The organism is Chitinophaga sp., from assembly GCF_019236475.1.
GTDB lineage: Bacteria > Bacteroidota > Bacteroidia > Chitinophagales > Chitinophagaceae > Chitinophaga.
Genome location: NZ_JAFAIX010000013.1, coordinates 428,206 through 449,254, shown reverse-complemented (window position 1 = coordinate 449,254; position 21,049 = coordinate 428,206). Strand labels below are relative to the sequence as shown.

The following is a 21,049-nucleotide window of genomic DNA, read 5'->3' as shown; positions in this document are numbered from 1 at the left end:
GCGGGGCGATAGCCCGGCTTAATAGCCGTAAATGTCTATTCCCTCCCGGAATGTCTGACAATGAGCGTCCACCACATGCTTTACGCGAGGGGAATAACCACCGCCCATGACCACCGCCACAGGTATATCATGCTGCTTTAGCACGCTGAATACCATGGCATCCCGTTCCCGACAGCCAGCAGCCGTTACTTTCAGCTTACCCAGCTTATCCGTTTCCAGGATATCCACACCGGACAAATAGTATACAATATCAGGACGTACCTTGTTTATCAAAACTTCCAGGGCTTCTTCCAACAACCTAAGATAAGGGCCATCGGTGATGCCATCCGGCAGGGGAATATCCCAATCTGATCTTTCCTTGTGGAAAGGGTAATTATGCGCGCCATGCATACTGAACGTGTATACATGGTTGTTATTTTCGAAGAGGGAAGCCGTTCCATTGCCCTGGTGCACATCCAGGTCTATCACCAATGCTTTACGGATTTTCCCCTGTTCCAGTAAGTAGTTGGCCGCTACCGCGATATCATTCAACAGGCAAAATCCTTCCCCTTTAGCAGCAAAGGCATGATGGGTGCCTCCAGCTACATTAAACCCCAGCCCATGTTCTAAGGCGTGCAAAGAAATTTCTATGGTGCCTTGTGCAATAACGATTTCCCTTAATGTAAGGCGGGGCGACTGCTCAAAGCCTATCTGGCGCTGTTCCCGGTAGGAAAGACCCTGGTCCCGCAGCTTTTCCCAATATTCCCGATGATGTGTGAGCAAGATAACTTCTTCCTCCGCCGGATCAGGGGCGAAAAGATGCTCCTCGCGAATGACGCCTTCCCGGAGTAACTGCTCGGGTATCAGCTCGTATTTGACCATCGGAAAACGATGATTGGGCGGGAGCGGATGTATATATACTTCGTGAAATGCAATCTTCATAAGCCGGGGTTTTATTGTGCCCTTACCACTGAATCGCCAGCTATTACAAATACTGGTTCATCTGGCTCCGCATTCATGGAGGCGAGGCCGGTAAACTCTCCAAATGCTGGTAGTATGCAGCAGTGCTTGCTGAAATAGAAGCAAGGCAATCTCAATCGCTGTTTGGCGATGCCTGCCATGACATAACCAGGGTGCAGATGCCCAGAAAACGTATAGGTATAACCGTTATCATGACCACATGGTTCGTGGATAAAATGAATGTTTCGGATGGTGAGTTCAGGGGAGATGTGGATATTCAGCCGGCTATATATTTCTTCCGGCATGATATCGTGGTTGCCCACTACCAGGTGAAAACGAATATGAGGAAACTGCCTTCTCCATACCTCGAAATAGTCCACTTCCTTGTTTTCATGGCTGTGGAACATATCTCCGGTGATGATAATCTGTTCTGGCTGATAGCGCGTGATGAGGCGTTGCAGGCGGAAGAGATCTTCAGCAGCAATCCCTGCTGGCACTGCAATGCCGGATTTCCTGAAATGTGTAGCCTTGCCCAGATGGAGATCTGATACAATCAATGCCTTTTCTTCCTGCCAGTAGATGGCGCGTTCCGGCAATAACTGCCAGTGTTGCGACCGATAAAAGAATAATTCCCCTGTCACGTTCTCTGCTAATTTTAACAGGGTGCAAATTATCAAATTCCTATCCGTTTGCAGCGATCAATTTTTTAATGCGGTCTGCCAGTTTTTCGCTGGTCATGGTATCGCGGAGACTGTCCACTTTAATAGGAAAACAGAAAGGCGTCAGTTTTTCTGGATGAGTGACCACGATCTTGCTAACAGCAATACGGTCCAGCGTTTCCCGGAGGCGGGCTTCTTCCATCTGGTAAAAGAAAGCCTCATTGAAAGCCTGTTGCAGCAAGAGATTGTGCGGGTCGTAATCCCTGAATACATTGAACAGGAGAGACGAGGATGCCTGTAAATGCCTATTGGCCTTGTTTTTACCGGGATATCCCTGGAATATGAGTCCGGCTATTACGGCAATATCCCTGAACTTACGACGGGCCATTTCCGTAGAATTCACACTGGCTTGCAGTTCTGTGGTTAGGTTATCAGTGGTGAATAATGCTTTGGCATTTTCGGCGGTAAGTGGGATGGGTTGGTCAGACAACAGCTCAAAGCCGTAGTCATTCATCGCTATGGAAAAGGTAATGGGGGTAATCCGGCTGATACGCCAGGCCAAAAGGGCCGCCATCACTTCATGTACGAGTCGGCCTTCAAAGGGATAAACGAAGAGGTGATAGCCATCTTCTGTTTGAATATGTTCTATTAGTAATTCATCATCTTTTGGAATGTGCGACAAATCTTCCTGTAGATTGAAGAGTGGCTGTAAAGCCAAGAGCTCCGGGTCTTTGGTTCGGCGACTAAGCGCTTCGTTGAATTTACGACGCAACATCCATCCCAGGTTGGACGATAGCGGGATGCGGCCTCCTTGCCAACTGGGAACAATGGTTCGCTTAGAGGTGGATTTGCGGACAAAGGCAGTCATGTCTTTCGTCATCACAAATTCCAAATTTCTGCCGGCCAAGGTAAAGCTGTCTCCCGGTTGTAATCTCGATATAAAACCTTCTTCAATCACGCCTACATAGCCTCCGCTGATAAACTTCACTTTCATCATCACATCGCTGACGATCGTGCCTATATGCAGTCGGTGGCGCATGGCCAACATTCTGCTGGAGCAGCGAAAGTAGTTGCCAGTACGGTCCATTTTCTTGAACTCATCGTAACTGAAGAGGGCATCGCCGCCTGTGGTAAGGAAAGCGAGGAGCCATTGCCAATCGTCTGGCGTGATATGTTGATAACAGTAAGTATTCCTCACTTCCTCCCAGATATCGTTGGAGTGAAATCCATCGGATACGGCTAGGGTCATCAGGTATTGGAGCAGTACATCCCAGGCCAGGAGCACGGGCATCCTGCTTTCTATCAGTTCTTCTTCCATGGCAGCTTTCAGGGCTGCTGCTTCCACCAGTTCCAGGGCATGGGTAGGCAAGAAATAGATATTGCTGATAGCATTGGGCTGGTGACCGCTACGGCCGGCCCTTTGCAGGAAGCGGGCCACACCTTTAGGGCTACCCACTTGTATCACCGTGTCCACTGGGCGGAAATCCACTCCCAAGTCAAGGCTGGCGGTGCAAACCACCACTTTCAGGATACCATTGTGCAAGGCTTCTTCCACCCATATACGCAGTTCGGTGTCGATAGAGCCATGGTGCAGCGCGATGGCGCCTGCCAATTCAGGACAGGCTGTTAAAAGCGATTGGTACCAGATCTCGGATTGGGAACGGGTATTGGTAAACAGGAGGGTAGTCTGACTCTCCATAATCACAGGAATAGCCTGCGGGAGCATTTTAAGGCCTAAATGTCCTGCCCAAGGGTATTTGTCCATCTCGGCAGGAATCACGCTTTTTAGGGCTATATTTTTCTTTAATTGAGCCTTTATGATGACGGCATCCTGGTGGCGAGGGCCCATTAATACCTGCATGGCCTCCTCCAGGTTGCCGATAGTAGCAGAAATACCCCATATTTTCATGGGTGGGCGGTCTTCCTCCGCCGTGATCCCTTTCAGGCGACTCAGGGCGAGTTCCACCATCACTCCGCGTTTGGTACCAATGAGCTCATGCCATTCGTCCGCAACTACGGTATGGAGATGCTTGAAAAGAGCGGGATAGTCGCGCTGCGCGAGCAAGATATGCAAGCTTTCAGGCGTGATAATCATGATTTCCGGCATCTGCTTTTTCTGGGAAGCGCGGGTGCTGGTACTCGTATCGCCACTACGAATACCTACTTGCCAGGGGATTTCCAGTTCCTCCAGTACTTCCGTCATAGCACGTGCGATATCTTTCGCGAGGGCGCGCAATGGAGATATCCACAATAATTGCAGTCCATTTTTGGTTTTTTTTCGATAATGCTGGGGATGTTTATCTATCCAGTCGATGACCACTGCGAGGAAAAGAGAGAATGTTTTACCGAAGCCCGTAGGCGCGTTTACCAGTCCTGATTTGCCCTGTTGATAAGCCTCCCAGGCCTCTTCCTGGAACTGGAAGGGCTTCAGTTCCTTTGCTGCTAGCCATGAGGTAATGATTTGTTTGCCTTTCATGCACAATCTCCTATCCGGTTATTGGATAAAATTAAGACACTATTTTTGCAACATGCTATCTAAATTTTTCAGGCTGGAAGAAAACCAGACCACTTTCAAAAAAGAGGTCCTGGCTGGCCTCACCACCTTTTCTACCATGGCGTATATCCTGGCGGTAAACCCCAGTATATTGTCGCAAACGGGAATGGATTTCCATGCCCTGATTACCGCCACAGCCCTCGCTGCCGCCATCGGTACGTTGGTGATGGCGTTTTACGCCAAACTGCCTATCGGCGTCGCGCCAGGTATGGGGCTGAATGCTTTCTTTGCCTATACCATCGTGGCTTCGATGGGTTATAGCTGGGAGTTTGCACTCACGGCCGTTTTCCTGGAAGGAATCATTTTCATATTTCTCTCCATGTTCAAGATACGGGAAGCCATTATCAACAGTATTCCCGGCAACCTGAAACATGCGATATCCGTAGGGATTGGATTGTTGATAGCCCTGATAGGCATGGCCAATGCGGGTATTATCGAAACGGGTATGCATCATATCGGGAATGATAAATTAGCGGGTGTGGTATTGAAAGTGGGAGATCTCACCTCCGCAGGCCCGCTACTGGCACTGATTGGCGTGATTGTGAGCGCGGTGCTGATGTATAGAGGCGTGAATGCAGCGCTGTTGATAGGGATACTGGCGGCTACTTTGGTGGGGATACCACTGGGAATCACGCATCTGCCGGAGAATGGCCATTTCGTAAGTCTTCCCCCATCTATTGCACCTATCGCTTTCAAAATGCAGTTCGATAAAATCTTTTCCATGGACATGGTGATGATCCTCTTCACCTTGTTGATGGTAAACCTTTTCGATACAGTGGGTACGCTCATTGGTTTATGCAATAAGGCCGGACTGCTGGACGAGAACGGGCGTCTCCCTAGAGCTAAACAAGCGCTCATGGCCGATGCTGTAGGCACCACCGCAGCAGGACTCCTGGGTACCAGCGTGGTAACGGCTTATGTGGAAAGTGCCAGTGGTATTGCCGCCGGCGGAAAAACAGGACTGACCTCTTTTACGATTGCCATTATGTTCCTGCTTTCCCTCTTTTTTGCACCGGTGTTTGCAATGATTCCACAAGCGGCAACCGCTCCTGCATTGATTATTGTGGGTATGCTGATGATGGGCGCTGTCACAAAAATCGATTTTAACGATGTGACGGAAGCATTGCCTGCATTCCTGGCTATCGTGATGATGCCTTATTCCTACAGCATAGCAGAAGGAATTGTATTCGGTATGTTGTCTTATGTATTGCTGAAAGTCTTTACAGGTCAGTATAAGCAGATCAGTCCTGTGATGTATGTATTAGCCATACTGTTTATCATCACGTTCTTTGTGAAATAAGTTGTTCTGTCAGCGTAGCACCTGTGTTGGTAACTTCTAAAGTATGCACTGCATTGGATTTTAAGGCATAGTTGTTACGCTGATGCCCTACTGGGAAATTGAAACATATCGGGTAGTTGTACATTTTTACCCGTTCAAATACAATATCATAAATGGTTCTACCAAATTCTTCTCCCGGATCATCTGGTTTGATACGATTGAAACCGCCTATGATCAAGCCTTTCAGATGACTAAGTTTTCCGGATCTTTCCAGTGTTCCCAGCATCCGATCCAGGTTGTATAAGTATTCTCCCACTTCTTCCAGGAACAATATTTTCCCATTCGTATCTATTTCAGAGGGTGTCCCAGAGACAGATTGTAATACGGAGAGATTGCCACCCACCACAGGCGCAGTGGCCTTTCCAATTCGATTGTGGGCGTCATTATCGGCCCGGTATTGCATCTTCACACCTGTCAGCGATTGATAAATCGAATTAATGGTATCCTGCATCACAGGGTCGGAGCCGCGCAAATCAGATGGAAAGCTGTTACACATTTTGCTATGCAAGCTCGCAATCTGGAACTGGCTGTTTACATGGCTGTGCAATGCTGTTATATCGCTGAAACCAATGATCCATTTCGGTTTCTTCCGGAAATTTTCGAAGTTGAGATGATCTATAATCCTGGCGCAGCCATAGCCGCCGCGGGCGCAGAGGATAGCTTTGATATCAGGGTTGTCCATCATGGCTTGGAAATCCGCTGCCCGCTGTTGATCTGTGCCGCCAAAGGAACCATCTTTTAATCCAATGGTAGTGCCTAAACGCACCACAAATCCCCAGCTTTCTATAATGCGAATAGCATCAGCGATTTCTTCTTTTTTGATATATCCGGCAGGACTGGTAATCCCAATGATATCGCCTTTCTTAAGGTAGGGAGGAAGGTGCGACTGTTGGTTTACTTCCTGCGGAATGAATGCTGCGGCAGACTGTATCGCCGGGAGGGTAGCTCCGGCGGCCAACAGGGAGGATAAAAAATGCTTACGATTCATTGAATCAAAGTAAGCATTTTTCGCATAACTTCTTACTGCACTTCCCGGATAGACCGATGATTGAGATATCTGCCGTTTTCTAGTTCAATGATATCGATGATACGCATTTTGAAAGGCGCGCCAATAGTGGTTTTACCCATGAATGGCCCGCGGAGGATGCCGGTAAAGGTTTTGTGCGTAACTATTTTATTGCCTTCTCCCATCATATCATGTATTTCCAGGGAGAGTTGGTCTACATTACTCAAACCTTCCCGGATGAAGGTTTTAAGGGATTCTTTATCATTCGCAAAACCTGCTGGCGCCGTATAGTTGATAAATCGGGGATCAACGATTTCATCCAGGGCTTCCATATTGGCTTTTACCAAGCATTCTTCATTAAATCTTCTAACGATGGCTTTGTTTTGTTCGATATTGTTTTGCATAGTTGGATTATTTGTATGCAAAGGTAGTGGGGGAGACAGCCAGTCCTATAACGGGAAAAGCTCAGATAATAGCAGTTTTGGATCGAAAAGCTTGTGGTGTTTGTCCGTATTGCTGGCGGAACAGAGAGATAAAATGTGGAATGTGTTCGAATCCGCATTCCTGGCCAATTTCAGCTACCTGTTTGTTAGAGTTGAGCAATAGTTTATGCGCGTAGGAGAGGCGTTGTGAGGTAATCCATTTGCGTGGACTGGTCTGAAACTGGCGCTGGAAGTCACGTTTGAAGGCAGCCAGACTTCTATTAGATAATTTGGCGAGTTCTTCTACCCCTAGCGGTTCGAATAGATGTCGTCTCACGACCCATTCAATATCTAAGGAAGGAGCAACAGCGATATCCTGTAACATCCCTGCGAAGGCCGCCTGCTGCGGAGTAGCCATGAGGAGTAATAACAGTTCGAATAATTTCAATGGCAGCAACTGTGCAATCGTATTCGGTGCTGCGGAGAAATATTGGATGAACTGTTGGGAGAAGCTTTCCAGTTGTGGTGTTAGTGACAATACCAACTGGGCAGTATTTTGAGGGGCCGAAGGGAATTGATCGCCGTATTTGTGTAGGAATTTGCTGATATATTCATCCGTGATATAGATGATCAGACTTTTGAAATCCGTTCCATCTTCTACGATATCGGACATGATATGAAATCCTTTACGGAGGAGGAACACAGAACCCGCTTCCACCTTGATGGTGCCTGCATCTGTGTGTAGTAGCTTATATCCGTTCAAAACGAATATGAGTGTATGTGCGCTCAGGAATACCCTACGCTTTTCGGCCATGCGTCTTTGTTTCAGCATGGCGAAGTGCCGGTTGCCGATTTTCAGCATTTGCTGACCGGGAAAATCCTGGGGAAATTTCAGCAGCATATTAGTACACTACCTGGTGAGTGGCTTTAATAACAGAGATCACAAAAATGCTCTGGGTATGACTGAGGTTGTCCAGTTCTCCGAGCTTGTTGACATAAAATTCGCGGTACTCGTCCATATCTTTCACTTGTACTTTAATCATGAAATCGAATTCCCCGGAAATGTTGAGGCATTCCGTGATTTCAGGGAAATTGAGTATTTCCTGGATGAATTTTTTTCCGTACTTTTTGTTGTGTTCTTTCAAGGTAATGTAACAGAGCACTGTTAGACCTTTCCCGATTTTACTGGGGTCTACAATGGCGGCGTATTGTTTGATGATACCTGCCTGCTCCATTTTGCGGATACGTTCATACACCGGCGTAGTGCTCATATTCAACTGTGCAGCGATATCCCTCATGGTCATTTTGGCATCCTGTTGCAATAACTTCAGGATATTCATGTCTTTCTCATCCAGTACAAGTGGTGTTTCCAATATTTTTCTGTTTAGTTGAAAGAATAAAAGTCTATTTGGAATAAAAATCCACATAAAGATATAAATAAAGTGTTTTATTCCAAAATTTTAATTCAATGTAGATTTATATTCTATATTCTTTAGGTTTACATTCTCTTAAAACGGATATATGCACCAAAGAATAATACTTACCATTTCCTGTCTGGCAGTGTTTTTTGAAGCGTTGGATGCTTCGGTATTGAATATGGCCATACCCAGTATGGAGCACTATTTCAATTTTGGGCCGGATGCGATACAGTGGGTACAGACGGTATATCTGTTGTTTTATGGTGGGTTTGTATTATTGGGTGGTAGGTTATCTGATATTAAAGGGAGAAGGACTATCTATATCACAGGAGCGGCATTATTCGGAGCAGCTTCCTTTGCAGCCGGATGTGCGGGCGGTTTTGGCTGGTTGCTAGCATTCCGGGCGATACAGGGAATAGGAGTAGCATTCGCCATTCCGGCGGCGATATCCATTATCATTAATACATTCCCAGAGGCGGCAGAAAGAAACAGAGCCATGGGAATTTTCGGGGCGATGGCCGGCACTGGGTTTGCCACTGGTTTGGCTATTGGAGGTATGATTAGCACGTACTTAGGATGGCAATGGGTCTTTTTTATTAACGTGCCTGTTATTGCTTTGGCAGTGGTATTTGCATTGTTGTATGTGCCTGCTGATAAAAAGCAGGAGCAGGTAGTGAGCAGCGATTACAAAAGCGGGATCATGATTACCTTGTTGATGTTGGCAGCCGCCTGGTTGCTGCATTCCCTGGGAACCATAGGGTCCAATCCGTGGATGTTTGTGGGTACACTGGTAGGCTTACTGTTATTAGGAACGATTTTTATCCGTCGGGAACGCGTACAGCCGTTTCCGTTAATGGATTTCAGCATATTCAAATTACACGGAACCATTGCAGGGAACCTAGGAGCATTACTGACGGGCGCTGCTTTTGTCAGTTATCTTTTCCTGCTGACGCTCTATCTCCAGCAGCACCTGCTGTTCAAGCCTGATGTAGCCGGATTATTACTGTTACCATTTAGTATTATGTCTGGATTATTTGGGAAATTCCTGCTGCCATACTGTTTTAAAAAAGTAGGTGTTGTGCGAGTGGGCATTATTGGGAATGTATTTATGCTCCTGGGTTTTATTTGTTTCTTCTGTAGTTATTATGGTTTCTTTCCATTGCCGCTAATTGTGTTGGGTATCTTTTGTACCAATACTGTGGGCATATCCATGATATTCCCAAGTGTTACCATTTTGAGTGTGCAGTCGGCCGGACCGCATCAGCAAGGATTGGCATCTGGCGTAAACGGCACTTCCAGTTCTTTTGGTGGTGGATTTGGCCTTTCCATTATCGGGTTGGTGATGCAGGTGGCGCCAATGCTGCATATGGATATCCATGGTATATCATTGATGGTGCTGATGGTGATAGAACTGGCTGCCATTATAACGTTGGTGGTATTTCAGCGTAAGGAATCCTCATTGCTGGCGCAGCAACAGTTGGCTTAGTGAACGAGTGAATTATCGGCGTAGATTGTTTTGTGGTTTCTGTACCTTTGCGGCAACGCGATAAAATTTATGAGTCAGTTTCCTAATATACACCTGCCATTAAAAGCAAAACTAACGTTTACGGCTAACCCTGTAAGTATAGTACCTATTCCGAATGGTGAAATCCTGGTCAACTTTGCCAGTCAGCCCCTCATTACCAAATTGGATAATCAACTGCAAATTGTTTGGGAGAAAATCCTCCAGGGACAAACAGTCAATTATGTGAGCAGTAAATTGTCTGCCTCTCCGGATGGCCGACAGATGGCGATTGCGGGCATCAGCGATATGCGCATCCTAGATGGAGAAGGTACAAAGGTATTGCACACCGTAGCACATCAGCCATGGGGCTATTTTCTAGGATCTGCTTGTTATTTTTCCACAGATAGCAAAACCATCTGGTTTGTTATTCCTGGCGTTAAGGAAGAAAACAATGATGAGTTGCAAGTATTGGATGCTACTACTTATGAATTGTTGGCCACTCATACCTTAGAGGGTAGACAGGAGTATGCCTATAATTTCCATGCTACGCCGCATGCTGATAAAATATTACTGGAAGCATCTGCGGGTCAGGATACGAATTTGTTGAAACTGGTGGAGTGGAATAACGGACAGATTACCATTACAGACCTGCCGCAATGTAATGATTGTATCATGGGGAATTTTTCTCCTTCCGGAAAAGAATTCGTGACGGCGCCGCATTATGACGGACCTGCTGTTATCTTCTCTTTCCCTGCATTTGAACAGGTAGCATCTGTAACACAAGATGATATTTTCCTTGGCAGTCTGGATTATCCAGCGCATGAACCAGATGGACTTAATTACACCATCTTCTTCTTGGATGATAAGCGTATTCTGACGTTTTCAGAGTTTGGGAGACTACTGGTGCTTGATAGGGAAAGTCTTCGCGTTAGCGCAGAGCTGATGCCTGAAGGTATTTCTTTTACTGCGTATGACTATGATGGACGTCCTACTACTACCCGTGATAGGATATTTGATTACAGCAGCAATATTATCACCATTACCGTTGTGCACGGCAAATTGCTGATTACTACTAGCGAAGGCGTGTTGTGCAGCTATGCACTGAACGTGTAACATCAAAACGCTTTAGTCTGTCGTCCTCGCCCAGCGGCCGGGGACGACGAAAAAGATAAAAAAGGAAAAGACGTCGCAGACGTCTTTTCCTTTTTTATCTTTTTCTGTTATATGCAGATGGTAACTTAATTCCTTGTATTCATCTTGATATCTTCATTCTCCCCTTTCTGGATGATGTAGATATTTTTATTCTCGAAGTAAGATGGCATCAATTCCCCTTCTTTGATATAAACAGGTTGGAAGTTGTATTGGGAGATGATTTTGGGAGACTCGTTCACCTCTGGATTGAAATACACCCCATTTTGTCTGAGTTGGCGTACGAAGTAATACGTCATATCAAAACCTTTGAACGCCATATCAGAAGGGCGTGCGCGGTATGTTTTGCGGAAGTAATCCGTTATATAGCGGCTGTATGGATCGTTTTTATCGTTGAAGTAAGGAGAAGAGTAATAGATCTGCATTCCTTTGAATTCCGATTCTTTGAAGCGGAAAACGTCCCAGGTAGGCATGCCGTAAATCTGCATAGGGTAGGTGCTAGCATTGGTGCCCAGTTTGCGGAGCAGTGATTTAGCGCCGTTTTCATCCAGAGCAGTAACGATAATGATATTGGTACGATCTGTCAGCAGGTATTTAGACAATTCTTCCGGTGTAGTCCCTTCCTGCCAGATAACTTCGCGGATGCGGGATTTTTTCGGATTGTCCATTTTCTCGTAAGCTCCTTTGAAATCCGCTGCCATGCGGTTTTCGAAAGCCGTATTTCTGCGTAGCAGTACGATGTTTTTGCTAGCAAAACTTTCCTGTACATATTTCTGAATGGCTTCGCAGTGTGTTTTCAGCGTGCTATTGGAAATGAAGAGGAAAGGGTTATCTGTTACACCGCCATCGTTGGGGTAGGTAGCAGAAATGAAGTTGATATTTTTATCGCGGGAGAAATCGCTCAGTTCTTTCAGGTCTGGGTTGGTAACAGAACCGATGATGAGGTCTGTAGCATCCAATACTCTGCTGCGGATGATGCTGGCAATATTTTGTTTGCCTTTGCTATCGTACACTGTTACACGGAGGTTATAGCCTTGGCTCTGGAGGGAGTCCAGCGCTAGTTGAGCGCCTTCGTAGAATTCGAGACCTGGCAGTACATAACGGGGCATGGTACGGCCTGGAATATCGTTGGAGCCTGCAAAAACAGAGTCGAGGTACAACGGTGCGAAGATGGCCACATTATAGGAAGCTCTTTTCACGTCTTTCGCGAAAGCGGGAACGTTAAAAGGAATTTTTTTGTCGGCCTTGGGTTCCGGCTTTTTCTCAGGGGTGGGTTTGGTGGTGGTGGCGGTTGGAGGAGGCGCCGGTTTGGAAACGGATTTGCGTGAAGAGGAGCAGGCGCTGAAAGCTAATGCTATAGCGGCTCCGGCCAGCAGGTGTTTTATAGAAAAAGATAGGTTCATAACAATTGGCAGTTTGTGTGCTTGATATAAATTTAACAACCGATCGGCAGCTACTGCATAAGTTGTGCCGATCGGTTATTTGCAGGTCCAAAATCCTGTTATTCCCACTCGATGGTAGCAGGAGGTTTGGAGCTGATATCGTAAACAACACGGTTAATACCTTTTACCCTGTTGATGATGTCATTGGACATTTTAGCCAGGAATTCGTATGGCAGATGAGCCCAGTCGGCGGTCATACCATCTACGGAAGTCACGGCACGGAGTGCAACGGTGAATTCGTAGGTACGTTCATCGCCCATTACGCCCACACTTTGAACAGGGAGGAGGATAGTACCTGCCTGCCAAACTTTGTCGTACAGTCCTGCTTCGCGGAGGCCTTCTACATAGATGGCATCTGCTTCTTGGAGCATTTGTACTTTTTCTGGAGTGATAGCGCCGAGGATACGGATAGCGAGGCCTGGGCCTGGGAACGGATGACGTCCGAGGAAGATTTCGCTGATACCGATTTCACGACCTACACGGCGAACTTCATCTTTAAAGAGGAAGCGCAGTGGTTCTACCAGTTGCATATTCATTTTTTCCGGCAGACCGCCCACGTTGTGGTGGGATTTGATCGTTACGGAAGGACCGTTTACAGAAACGGATTCGATAACATCTGGGTAGATGGTACCTTGTCCGAGGAAGGAAATATCTTTCAGTTCAGCAGCTTCATGTTGGAATACTTCGATGAAGAGGCGACCGATGATTTTACGTTTCTTTTCAGGATCGGAAACACCGTCCAGTTGGGCGTAGAAGAGGTCTTTTGCGTTTACCCCTTTCACGTTGAGGCCCATGTGTTTGTAGGATTCGAGTACGGTTTCGAATTCATCTTTACGGAGCAGGCCGTTATCCACGAAGATGCAGAAAAGGTTGCTACCGATCGCTTTGTGTACCAGTTCAGCGGCAACAGTGCTATCTACACCACCGCTGAGGGCCATTACAACGCGTTTATCACCTACTTGTTCCTTGATTTTTGCTACTGTTTCCTGTACGAATTGAGCTGGTGTCCAGTCTTGGGTACAGCCACATACATGGAGCAGGAAGTTGCGGATGATCTGTTTACCTTCCAGGGAGTGTGTTACTTCTGGGTGGAATTGGAGACCGAAGATTGGATTGGCCGCAACGGAAGTGCTTTTGAAGGCAGCTACCGGGATATTTTCGGTGGTAGCGATGATTTCGAAGGATTCAGGAATGCGTTTGATGGTATCGGAGTGGCTCATCCAAACCTGGCTTTTTCCTGAGATATCGTATAATAACTTTTCCTCTCTGTCATTGTGCTCCATAAAGGCGCGACCGTATTCGCGGATATTACTTTTAGCCACTTCTCCGCCGAAGTTTTTGGCCATCAGTTGTGCCCCGTAGCAAACGCCCAGTACAGGTACTTTTGCAGCCATAGCCGCAATGTCTACCGTAGGAGCATTCGGATCATTCACGGAAAACGGACTTCCGGATAAAATAATTCCTTTGATGGATTCGTCCCAGGCAATTGGCTGGAGACAAGGCTTAATTTCGCAATAAACATTCAGTTCGCGGATGCTGCGAGCGATGAGCTGCGTATACTGAGAACCGAAATCGAGGATAAGTATCTTTTCTGTCATGGTGGTGCAAAGATAAAGTCATTCGGGGAAATTCGAATTTTGAAATTCCAAATTCCGAATTCTGGTTGTATATTTCGGTTTAATCTACCATAATCTAACTTTTTATGAGACTCAACTTATGCCGTCTTTACTGGCTAATTTTACCCCTGATTGTTGTTGCCTTCCTGCCTTCCTGTAATTTTGTAACCGTTAATGGTAATGACAATGTAATCAAGGAAGAACGTCCTATTACGCCTTTCACCTCCATTGCTGTGAAAGGTGGGATGAAGGTGCACCTGCAGCAGGGAGAGGCTAAAACCGCCGTTATTGAAGCCGAAAGCAATATTGCTCCCTTGGTTATCCTGGAGCGGGATGGGGATAAACTGACAGTTAAACTCAAAGATGATGTCAACGTGAGAACACATAAGGCGTTTGACGTTTATCTCTCTACAAATGAATTAAATAAAGTAGTTATTGCCGGTGCTGGAGATATTGACCTGTTGGGTACTTTCACTAGCAAAGAGGAAATGTCCGTTAAAATTGCTGGTGCTGGTAGCATTACCGGTAAAGTGGATGCCCCTGCAGTTTCTTCCAGCATTGCTGGCGCGGGAGATATCAAACTGACAGGCCAGACAAGGGACCTGAAAGTATCTATTGCAGGTGCAGGGAGTTTCATCTCCCCAGACCTGATGTCAGAAAATGCTAGCGTTTCGATTGCAGGCAGTGGTGATGCACGCGTTCATGCTAGTGTAAGTTTGAAAGCTAAGATCGCAGGAACCGGTGATATTATCTATAAAGGATCTCCTCAGCTTAGCTCATCTATCGCGGGTTCTGGCTCTATCAAAAAAGCTGACCAATAGTACTTTTACAAAATTTTAACATTTTTTGTATCATAATCAGACTGAATCTTAGTTATTTAGATGATTCAAAGTCCTTAAGTCCGGGTACTGCACCAAATTCTTAGTAAGCCGATTGATGCAGTACCTGGCCTGGGGCACAAGACAAGAAACCTGCTATTCAGCCCCATTTTTCCCCCATATGTTCACTCCTCCTTATATCAAATTATCTTTAAATCATATAAATGATAATATCTTTTTTGTAAGTTTACGGTTTGAAATTGTTGAACCTCCTGTTCTTTTATGAATGTAAAACCGAAGGTCCTGGTGGTATATTATACGCAAACCGGGCAATTGAAAAGGATTGTAGATCATGTGTTGGGGCCTCTAGAAGGCAAAGTGGATGTAACTTATGAGCAACTGGTTCCAATCGAGCCTTTTGTTTTTCCATGGAAGAAGCAGACATTTTATGATACCATGCCGGAAACGGTACTGGGTAAGCCTCGTGGCATTCAGCCGTTGAGAGTGGACGTGAATGCGCAATTTGACTTGGTTATACTGGCCTATCAGCCTTGGTTTTTATCACCCTCCCAGCCCACAGCCGCTTTCTTACAAAGTGAACAAGGCAAGCAATTACTGAAAGGTAAAAATGTGATCACCCTGTTGGGCAGCCGAAATATGTGGCTGAATGCCCAGGAGAAAGTGAAAGGATACCTGGATAAGGCAGGTGCAAAGCTGGTTGGAAATATTGTTCTTGTAGATAAATCCCCTAACCTGGTTTCATTAATTACGGTGTTGCGTTGGGCATTTAAAGGTAAAAAAGAGGCTACCCGCTTTTTACCACAGGCCGGTGTGCAAGAAAATGAAATCATTACCAGCAACCGGTTTGCCGCCCCAATAGAAAAGGCGCTTACCAATAATAGCTGGGATACCTTACATTCGGAATTATTGGCATTGAATGCTGTAGAACTCCTGCCTAATTTGATCCTGTTGGAAGACAGAGGTATCAAAGCTTTCCGTTTCTGGGCAAAATTTATCAGCGCCAAAGGCGGGCCTGGAGCACAGGCACGTCAGCCGCGTGTAACTATGTATAGATCGTTGTTGCTAGTAGGTATTTTTGTGCTGACACCTATCACACTCATATCTTCTCTCATCAAGTTAAACCTGAAGAAAAACGAGCTCCAGCGCGAGGTTGAGTACTATAAAGGTATTTCGCTGCGCTAGGTGAAGGAAACTTTTCTATGCCAGCCCGAAATTTACAGGGCCGTTTTTGTCTGGTGGCGTAATAATTGTAATTCAGATTAGAATTCTATATTTACGTCCGTATAGTATTGTATACAAATCAAAACATGTTTATCACCGTGGCGCTGCTAAGGTTGTGCATGTAACCTTAATAGTCGAATTATTTTCAAATGAAGGAAGTATATATTACCAGGCTCTCTAAATTTTTACCGAACAAGCCTGTCGAAAATGATGAAATGGAAAGCATTCTTGGGATGGTGGATGGAAAACCCTCCCGTATGCGCCTGAAGATTTTGGGCAATAACAAAATCAAAACCCGTTATTATTCGCTGGACAATGAAGGCAAATCCACTCATACCAATGCGGAAATGACTGCTGAAGCGGTAAAGGCACTGTTTGATGAGAAAAATCCCATCAGCAACCTGCAATTGTTGGCCTGTGGTACTACCTCTCCTGACCAAATGCTGCCAAACCACGCAGCGATGGTACATGGTATACTGAGATGCCAACCCGTTGAACTTATTGCTGCTACCGGTGCTTGCGCTGCTGGTATGCAGGCCTTCAAATATGCTTGGATGTCTATCCGTTGCGGAAATACCTCCAATGCAGTGAGCACCGGTTCTGAGAAATTCTCTGCCTGGATGCTGGCGGAAAAATTCCAGCCAGAAGCAGATGCACAGAAAGCCCTGGAACAAAATGGTTTTATCGCCTTTGAAAAGGACTTCCTTCGCTGGATGCTCTCCGATGGCGCGAGTGCAGCACTCTTCTCTGATAAACCTAATGAAGAAGGGCTGTCTCTCCGTGTAGACTGGGTGGAAATTGCTTCCTATGCCCATGAACTGGAAACATGTATGTATTCCGGCGCTATCAAAACCGACGATGGCGAAACCAAAGGATGGATTGAAATGACTCCAGACGAATGGGCGTTCCATAGCGTATTCTCTTTCAAACAGGATACTCGCCTCCTCGGAAAAAATATTGTTCCTTCCGGAGCACAGATGTGGAAACAGCTCGTAGAGCGTTATAATATTAACCTCGATGAAATCGACTGGTTCCTGCCTCACCTGTCTTCCGAATTCTTCCGCCTTAAAATCGATGAGGAAATCACCCGTATCGGCGTTCCTATTCCGCTGGAAAAATGGTTTACCAACCTGGCGAACGTAGGTAACGTAGGTACTGCATCTCCTTACCTGATGCTGGAAGAACTGATGAACACTGGCCGACTGAAAAAAGGTCAGAAGATTGTGATGATGGTTCCAGAGAGTGCACGTTTCTCTTATGCTTATGCTCAAATCACTGTAGTGTAAGTATTCACCACTAAAAACTGCTACCATGAAAAAAGAGGAAGTACCACAGGATAGCGATAACCTCCATGAGGGTACATTCAAACAGATTATGTATGCGGTGGATAACACAGGAGGTTATGTACAGGTGCAGAGTTCAGGCTGGGAGCCTGAAAACATTGCCCTGGGACAGGCCTGGGAAGAAGTGAATCAACGAATAGAAGCTGCAAAGCAACGGGTGCTGGCCGGAGAAATCAGTCCGGTAGCCTATTACATGGAAAAGAACATCATGGATCTGGCCTTGTTGGCGAACTATGTAGGCAAATTCCAGTGGCAGGTGAAGCGACACATGAAACCCACTGTATTCCGGCGACTCAGCCAGAAAATGTTGCAGCGCTATGCAGATGCTTTTAAGATTAGTATCTCAGATCTGCAGCATATTAAATAAATAAAATCACCAGTATCAAACGGAGTTTCGATAACCGGAACTCCGTTTGATTCTTTTGGGTATATAACTATTATGAACAATACTTCATTCCATCACGCACAAACTGCACACTGTGAAAGCGGTGTTATCTCCAATCTGCTGGGGCATCAGGGCCTGAAAATCAGTGAACCCATGGCTTTCGGCATTGGAGCGGGTCTTTTCTTCGGCCATCTGCCGTTTGTGAAAGTGAATGGCGTACCGGGAACTACTTACAGGATATGGCCAGGCGCCATTTTCCAGCGAGTATGCAGCCGGCTGGGTGTAAAAATGACCGCCCAAAAATTCAGCAGCCCTGAAAAAGGTATGTTGGCCCTGGATGAAACCATTGCTGCAGGAATCCCTGTAGGACTGCAGTCCAGCGTTTATTACCTGCCTTATTTCCCTGCTTCCTACCGATTCCATTTCAACGCCCATAACCTGGTCGTTTACGGTAAGAAAGACAGGAACTACTTGGTGAGTGATCCTGTAATGGATACCGTTACAGAAATTGATCCGGAAAGCCTTATCCAAGCGCGTTTTGCGAAAGGATTTCCAGCGCCTAAAGGAAAAATGTATTACCCGGTAAGTGTGCCTACCCAAGTGTCTTTTGAAAAACCGATTATCGAAGGCATCAAGCAAACTTGTCACTATATGCTGAAGGTACCTATACCCATGTTTGGTGTAAATGGTATCCGTTTCCTGGCAAAAAGAGTAAAGAATTATCCGGAGAAACTGGACGACCGCCGTGCAGCCCTTTACCTGGGCAATATCATCCGTATGCAGGAGGAAATTGGCACTGGTGGCGCAGGATTCCGCTTTGTATACGCAGCCTTCCTACAAGAAGCTGCTCCTATTCTCAAAAAACCGGAACTGGAAAAACTGGCAGGAGAATTAACCCAGATCGGTGATCTGTGGCGCAACTTCGCCTTTTCAGCAGGCCGTGTCTGCAAAAGTCGCAGTGCGGATAACACCTCCTATAGCGATCTAAGCGAAATGCTTTTCAGAACTGCCGCTGCCGAAGAAGCCTTTTTCCGTAAACTCAGTAAGGCAATTTAAATTTCAGATATGGCCGGCATTGTCGTAAAAGATTTGTATAAAACTTACAAAGGTGCAGAGGAACCTACGCTCAAAGGCCTTTCCTTTTCCTTTAGAGAAGGTGGGATTGCAGGGCTGTTGGGACCTAACGGAGCTGGTAAGACAACCACCATTTCTATTTTATGCGGACTGGTGCGGGCAGATAGTGGTGAGGTATTGATCAATGGCCTCTCGCAAGAGGCTACGCATCGGGAAGCCATCAAGCAATTGATAGGAGTGGTGCCACAACGAATAGCCCTGTATCCGCAGTTGAGCGCAGTAGAAAACCTGACCTATTTCGGGAACCTTTATGGTTTCAAAGGAAAGGCGCTGCTCCAGCGAATCATGGAGCTGTTGGAGGTTTTCGGTCTGGAGAAAAGCGCAAACAAAGAAATTTATAAATATTCTGGTGGTATGAAGCGCAGAGCCAATATCATCGCGGCTATTTTACATAAACCATCCCTGCTTGTACTGGATGAACCCACCGCTGGTGTGGATGTGCAATCGAGAGGGATGATTTTACAATTCCTGCGTGACTATAACAGTCAGGGCAACAGTATCCTATATACTTCGCACCTGCTGGAAGAGGCACAATCATTATGTGAGGAAGTGGTGATAATGGATGAAGGACAGTTGATTGTGCAGGGCAACCCGAAAGAGCTGATACAATCGCAGCCATCCTGTGATAACCTCGAAGATGTATTCCTGCACTATACCGGTCATGCCTTACGCGATTAACACTATTTTAGATTCATGTTACGGTTACTGGCTACTATAAGAAAAGAATGGCAATTACTGGTACGCGATAAAACAGGGCTTATCCTGCTTTTCGTGATGCCTGTAGTGTTGATTACAGTGATGGCTCTGATCCAGGATGCGCCGTTTAAAGATTATCAAGAAGTAAAATTTGATATTTTAACGGTAGACAACGATCATGGCCGCCTAGGACGTTCTATCCGGGAAGGATTGGAAGTAGGTGGGCAGTTCCGCATTATCGATTCCTTAGATGGCAAGCTGCTGACCACAGAGAAAGCCAGACAGTTGGTTAATGACGGTACTTATAAAATTAGTATCATCATTCCTGCTGGTGCCACTGGCTCTATTGTCAGCAATGCCAACAGAATAGTGAACGATATTTCTCACCGGATGGGCATGAGCCTTTCCTTGCCGGTGAAAAAAGGGAGCGATTCCTTGAATGTAGTGGTCTATTTTGATCCGGCTGCCAAAAAAGCCTTTAAAGGGGCTATTCACCAGGCGATTGATAATTTCCTGACCCAGGTGGAAACAGATATGTTATTGGGGCGTATTCGTCAGGAATTGCGCAGTAAAGACACTACTGTCACTGCCGCATCAGATACCCTTCCGATAAAGCTGCAAGCAGTAGGACTCAAAGAAGAATCCACTGGTATTGGTCAGCAGATAGACGTTATCTCCAATTCCGTACAGCATAACGTACCAGCATGGAGCATATTCGCGATGTTCTTCATTGTGATACCGATTGCGGGTAATATGATTCGGGAGAGAGAGGATGGTAGTTTGTTGAGAATGAAGCTGATACCGGGTTCTTACCTGGAGATTCTGGCGGGGAAGATGCTATTTTTCGTAGGTATCTGCGTAGTACAATTCTACTGCATGATGCTGGTGGGAATCTATCTGATGCCATTGTTGGATTTGCCTAGGCTCACGATGGGCAGTGATGCTGCTGCTACATTGTTGGTGGCTGCGGCCATTGGCCTGGCAGCTACCTCTTATGGTATCCTGATAGGTACCTTATTCAAGACGCCTAATCAGGCCTTGAATTTCGGAGCTATCTCCATTGTGATTCTCTCTGCCATTGGCGGTATCTGGATTCCATTGGAAATCATGCCAATGAAGATGCAGGTAGTGGGGCGTTTATCGCCGCTTAGTTGGGGCCTGGATGCCATCAACGACATTTATCTCCGGAACGGCAATATCGCCTATGTATGGAAAAACGTATTGCGATTGATTTTGACAGGATTGGCAATGCTGGCAATTGCGGGATATGTGGAAAAAAGAAGAATGAACTAGTAAATATTTTCAAAACAGTCCTAAAACTGTATTTTTACCACTTAACATGGGCTTCTACTGTTAGTAACGACAGTTGATAAACCTACAACA

At 46.0% G+C, this 21,049-nt stretch carries 19 protein-coding genes; 10 read left to right on the top strand and 9 right to left on the bottom strand.

Annotation, left to right across the window (positions count from 1 at the left end; translation table 11 throughout):
* Positions 1-18: 18 nt before the first annotated feature.
* The 3 genes from JO154_RS23855 to JO154_RS23845 are packed head-to-tail and all read right to left on the bottom strand — an operon-like array spanning position 19 to position 4,074.
* Positions 19-921: a histone deacetylase gene (locus JO154_RS23855; RefSeq protein WP_291950767.1), complete on the bottom strand. Its 903-nt coding sequence runs from the start codon at positions 919-921 to the stop codon at positions 19-21.
* Between the two features lie 11 nt (positions 922-932).
* On the bottom strand, positions 933-1,580 hold the full coding sequence (gene pdeM / locus JO154_RS23850; RefSeq protein ID WP_291950764.1) for a ligase-associated DNA damage response endonuclease PdeM: 648 nt from the start codon (positions 1,578-1,580) through the stop codon (positions 933-935).
* 40 nt (positions 1,581-1,620) lie between these two features.
* Positions 1,621-4,074 carry a ligase-associated DNA damage response DEXH box helicase gene (locus tag JO154_RS23845; RefSeq protein WP_291950761.1) on the bottom strand — a complete coding sequence of 818 codons (2,454 nt, stop codon included), beginning with the start codon at positions 4,072-4,074 and terminating at the stop codon, positions 1,621-1,623.
* 52 nt (positions 4,075-4,126) lie between these two features.
* Between JO154_RS23845 and JO154_RS23840 the strand changes: the two genes are divergently transcribed.
* Entirely contained in the window at positions 4,127-5,452 is a 1,326-nt protein-coding gene (locus tag JO154_RS23840) for an NCS2 family permease (RefSeq protein WP_291950756.1), read from the top strand.
* Here the strand turns inward: JO154_RS23840 and JO154_RS23835 are convergent.
* The 4 genes from JO154_RS23835 to JO154_RS23820 form a co-directional block, all read right to left on the bottom strand.
* Positions 5,433-6,479 carry an LD-carboxypeptidase gene (locus JO154_RS23835; protein ID WP_291950753.1) on the bottom strand — a complete coding sequence of 349 codons (1,047 nt, stop codon included), beginning with the start codon at positions 6,477-6,479 and terminating at the stop codon, positions 5,433-5,435. The genes JO154_RS23840 and JO154_RS23835 overlap by 20 nt on opposite strands.
* Positions 6,480-6,511: 32 nt before the next feature.
* Positions 6,512-6,901, bottom strand: a complete 390-nt coding sequence (locus tag JO154_RS23830) for an ester cyclase (protein WP_291950750.1) — start codon at positions 6,899-6,901, stop codon at positions 6,512-6,514.
* A 61-nt stretch (positions 6,902-6,962) separates the two neighbouring features.
* The gene (locus JO154_RS23825) at positions 6,963-7,820 is read right to left on the bottom strand and encodes a helix-turn-helix transcriptional regulator (RefSeq protein ID WP_291950747.1); all 858 of its coding nucleotides are present in this window, start codon (positions 7,818-7,820) and stop codon (positions 6,963-6,965) included.
* 1 nt (position 7,821) lies between these two features.
* Positions 7,822-8,292: an Lrp/AsnC family transcriptional regulator gene (locus JO154_RS23820; RefSeq protein WP_245950841.1), complete on the bottom strand. Its 471-nt coding sequence runs from the start codon at positions 8,290-8,292 to the stop codon at positions 7,822-7,824.
* 148 nt (positions 8,293-8,440) lie between these two features.
* Here JO154_RS23820 and JO154_RS23815 point away from each other — a divergent pair, with 148 nt between their 5' ends.
* Both JO154_RS23815 and JO154_RS23810 read left to right on the top strand, forming a co-directional pair.
* Positions 8,441-9,823, top strand: coding sequence for an MFS transporter (locus JO154_RS23815; RefSeq protein WP_291950740.1), 1,383 nt, complete (start codon positions 8,441-8,443; stop codon positions 9,821-9,823).
* A 69-nt stretch (positions 9,824-9,892) separates the two neighbouring features.
* Complete coding sequence (locus tag JO154_RS23810) at positions 9,893-10,954, top strand: hypothetical protein (protein ID WP_291950737.1); 1,062 nt, start codon at positions 9,893-9,895, stop codon at positions 10,952-10,954.
* 125 nt (positions 10,955-11,079) lie between these two features.
* Here JO154_RS23810 and JO154_RS23805 read toward each other — a convergent pair whose 3' ends face one another.
* Both JO154_RS23805 and guaA read right to left on the bottom strand, forming a co-directional pair.
* Complete coding sequence (locus tag JO154_RS23805; RefSeq protein ID WP_291950734.1) at positions 11,080-12,393, bottom strand: ABC transporter substrate-binding protein; 1,314 nt, start codon at positions 12,391-12,393, stop codon at positions 11,080-11,082.
* A 98-nt stretch (positions 12,394-12,491) separates the two neighbouring features.
* Positions 12,492-14,030 carry a glutamine-hydrolyzing GMP synthase gene (gene guaA, locus JO154_RS23800; RefSeq protein ID WP_291950731.1) on the bottom strand — a complete coding sequence of 513 codons (1,539 nt, stop codon included), beginning with the start codon at positions 14,028-14,030 and terminating at the stop codon, positions 12,492-12,494.
* Positions 14,031-14,134: 104 nt separating this feature from the next.
* Between guaA and JO154_RS23795 the strand changes: the two genes are divergently transcribed.
* From JO154_RS23795 to JO154_RS23765, 7 genes are all read left to right on the top strand, one after another.
* Positions 14,135-14,869, top strand: a complete 735-nt coding sequence (locus JO154_RS23795; RefSeq protein WP_291950729.1) for a head GIN domain-containing protein — start codon at positions 14,135-14,137, stop codon at positions 14,867-14,869.
* Positions 14,870-15,148: 279 nt separating this feature from the next.
* Positions 15,149-16,069, top strand: coding sequence for a hypothetical protein (locus tag JO154_RS23790; RefSeq protein WP_291950727.1), 921 nt, complete (start codon positions 15,149-15,151; stop codon positions 16,067-16,069).
* A gap of 188 nt (positions 16,070-16,257) precedes the next feature.
* Positions 16,258-17,394 (top strand): beta-ketoacyl-ACP synthase III, encoded by a 1,137-nt coding sequence (locus JO154_RS23785; protein ID WP_291950726.1) that lies wholly within the window; start codon positions 16,258-16,260, stop codon positions 17,392-17,394.
* Between the two features lie 25 nt (positions 17,395-17,419).
* The gene (locus tag JO154_RS23780; RefSeq protein WP_291950724.1) at positions 17,420-17,818 is read left to right on the top strand and encodes a hypothetical protein; all 399 of its coding nucleotides are present in this window, start codon (positions 17,420-17,422) and stop codon (positions 17,816-17,818) included.
* Positions 17,819-17,890: 72 nt separating this feature from the next.
* Positions 17,891-18,892 carry a BtrH N-terminal domain-containing protein gene (locus tag JO154_RS23775; RefSeq protein ID WP_291950722.1) on the top strand — a complete coding sequence of 334 codons (1,002 nt, stop codon included), beginning with the start codon at positions 17,891-17,893 and terminating at the stop codon, positions 18,890-18,892.
* Between the two features lie 9 nt (positions 18,893-18,901).
* Positions 18,902-19,648, top strand: a complete 747-nt coding sequence (locus JO154_RS23770) for an ABC transporter ATP-binding protein (RefSeq protein ID WP_291950720.1) — start codon at positions 18,902-18,904, stop codon at positions 19,646-19,648.
* A 15-nt stretch (positions 19,649-19,663) separates the two neighbouring features.
* Entirely contained in the window at positions 19,664-20,959 is a 1,296-nt protein-coding gene (locus JO154_RS23765; RefSeq protein WP_291950717.1) for an ABC transporter permease, read from the top strand.
* Positions 20,960-21,049: the final 90 nt, after the last annotated feature.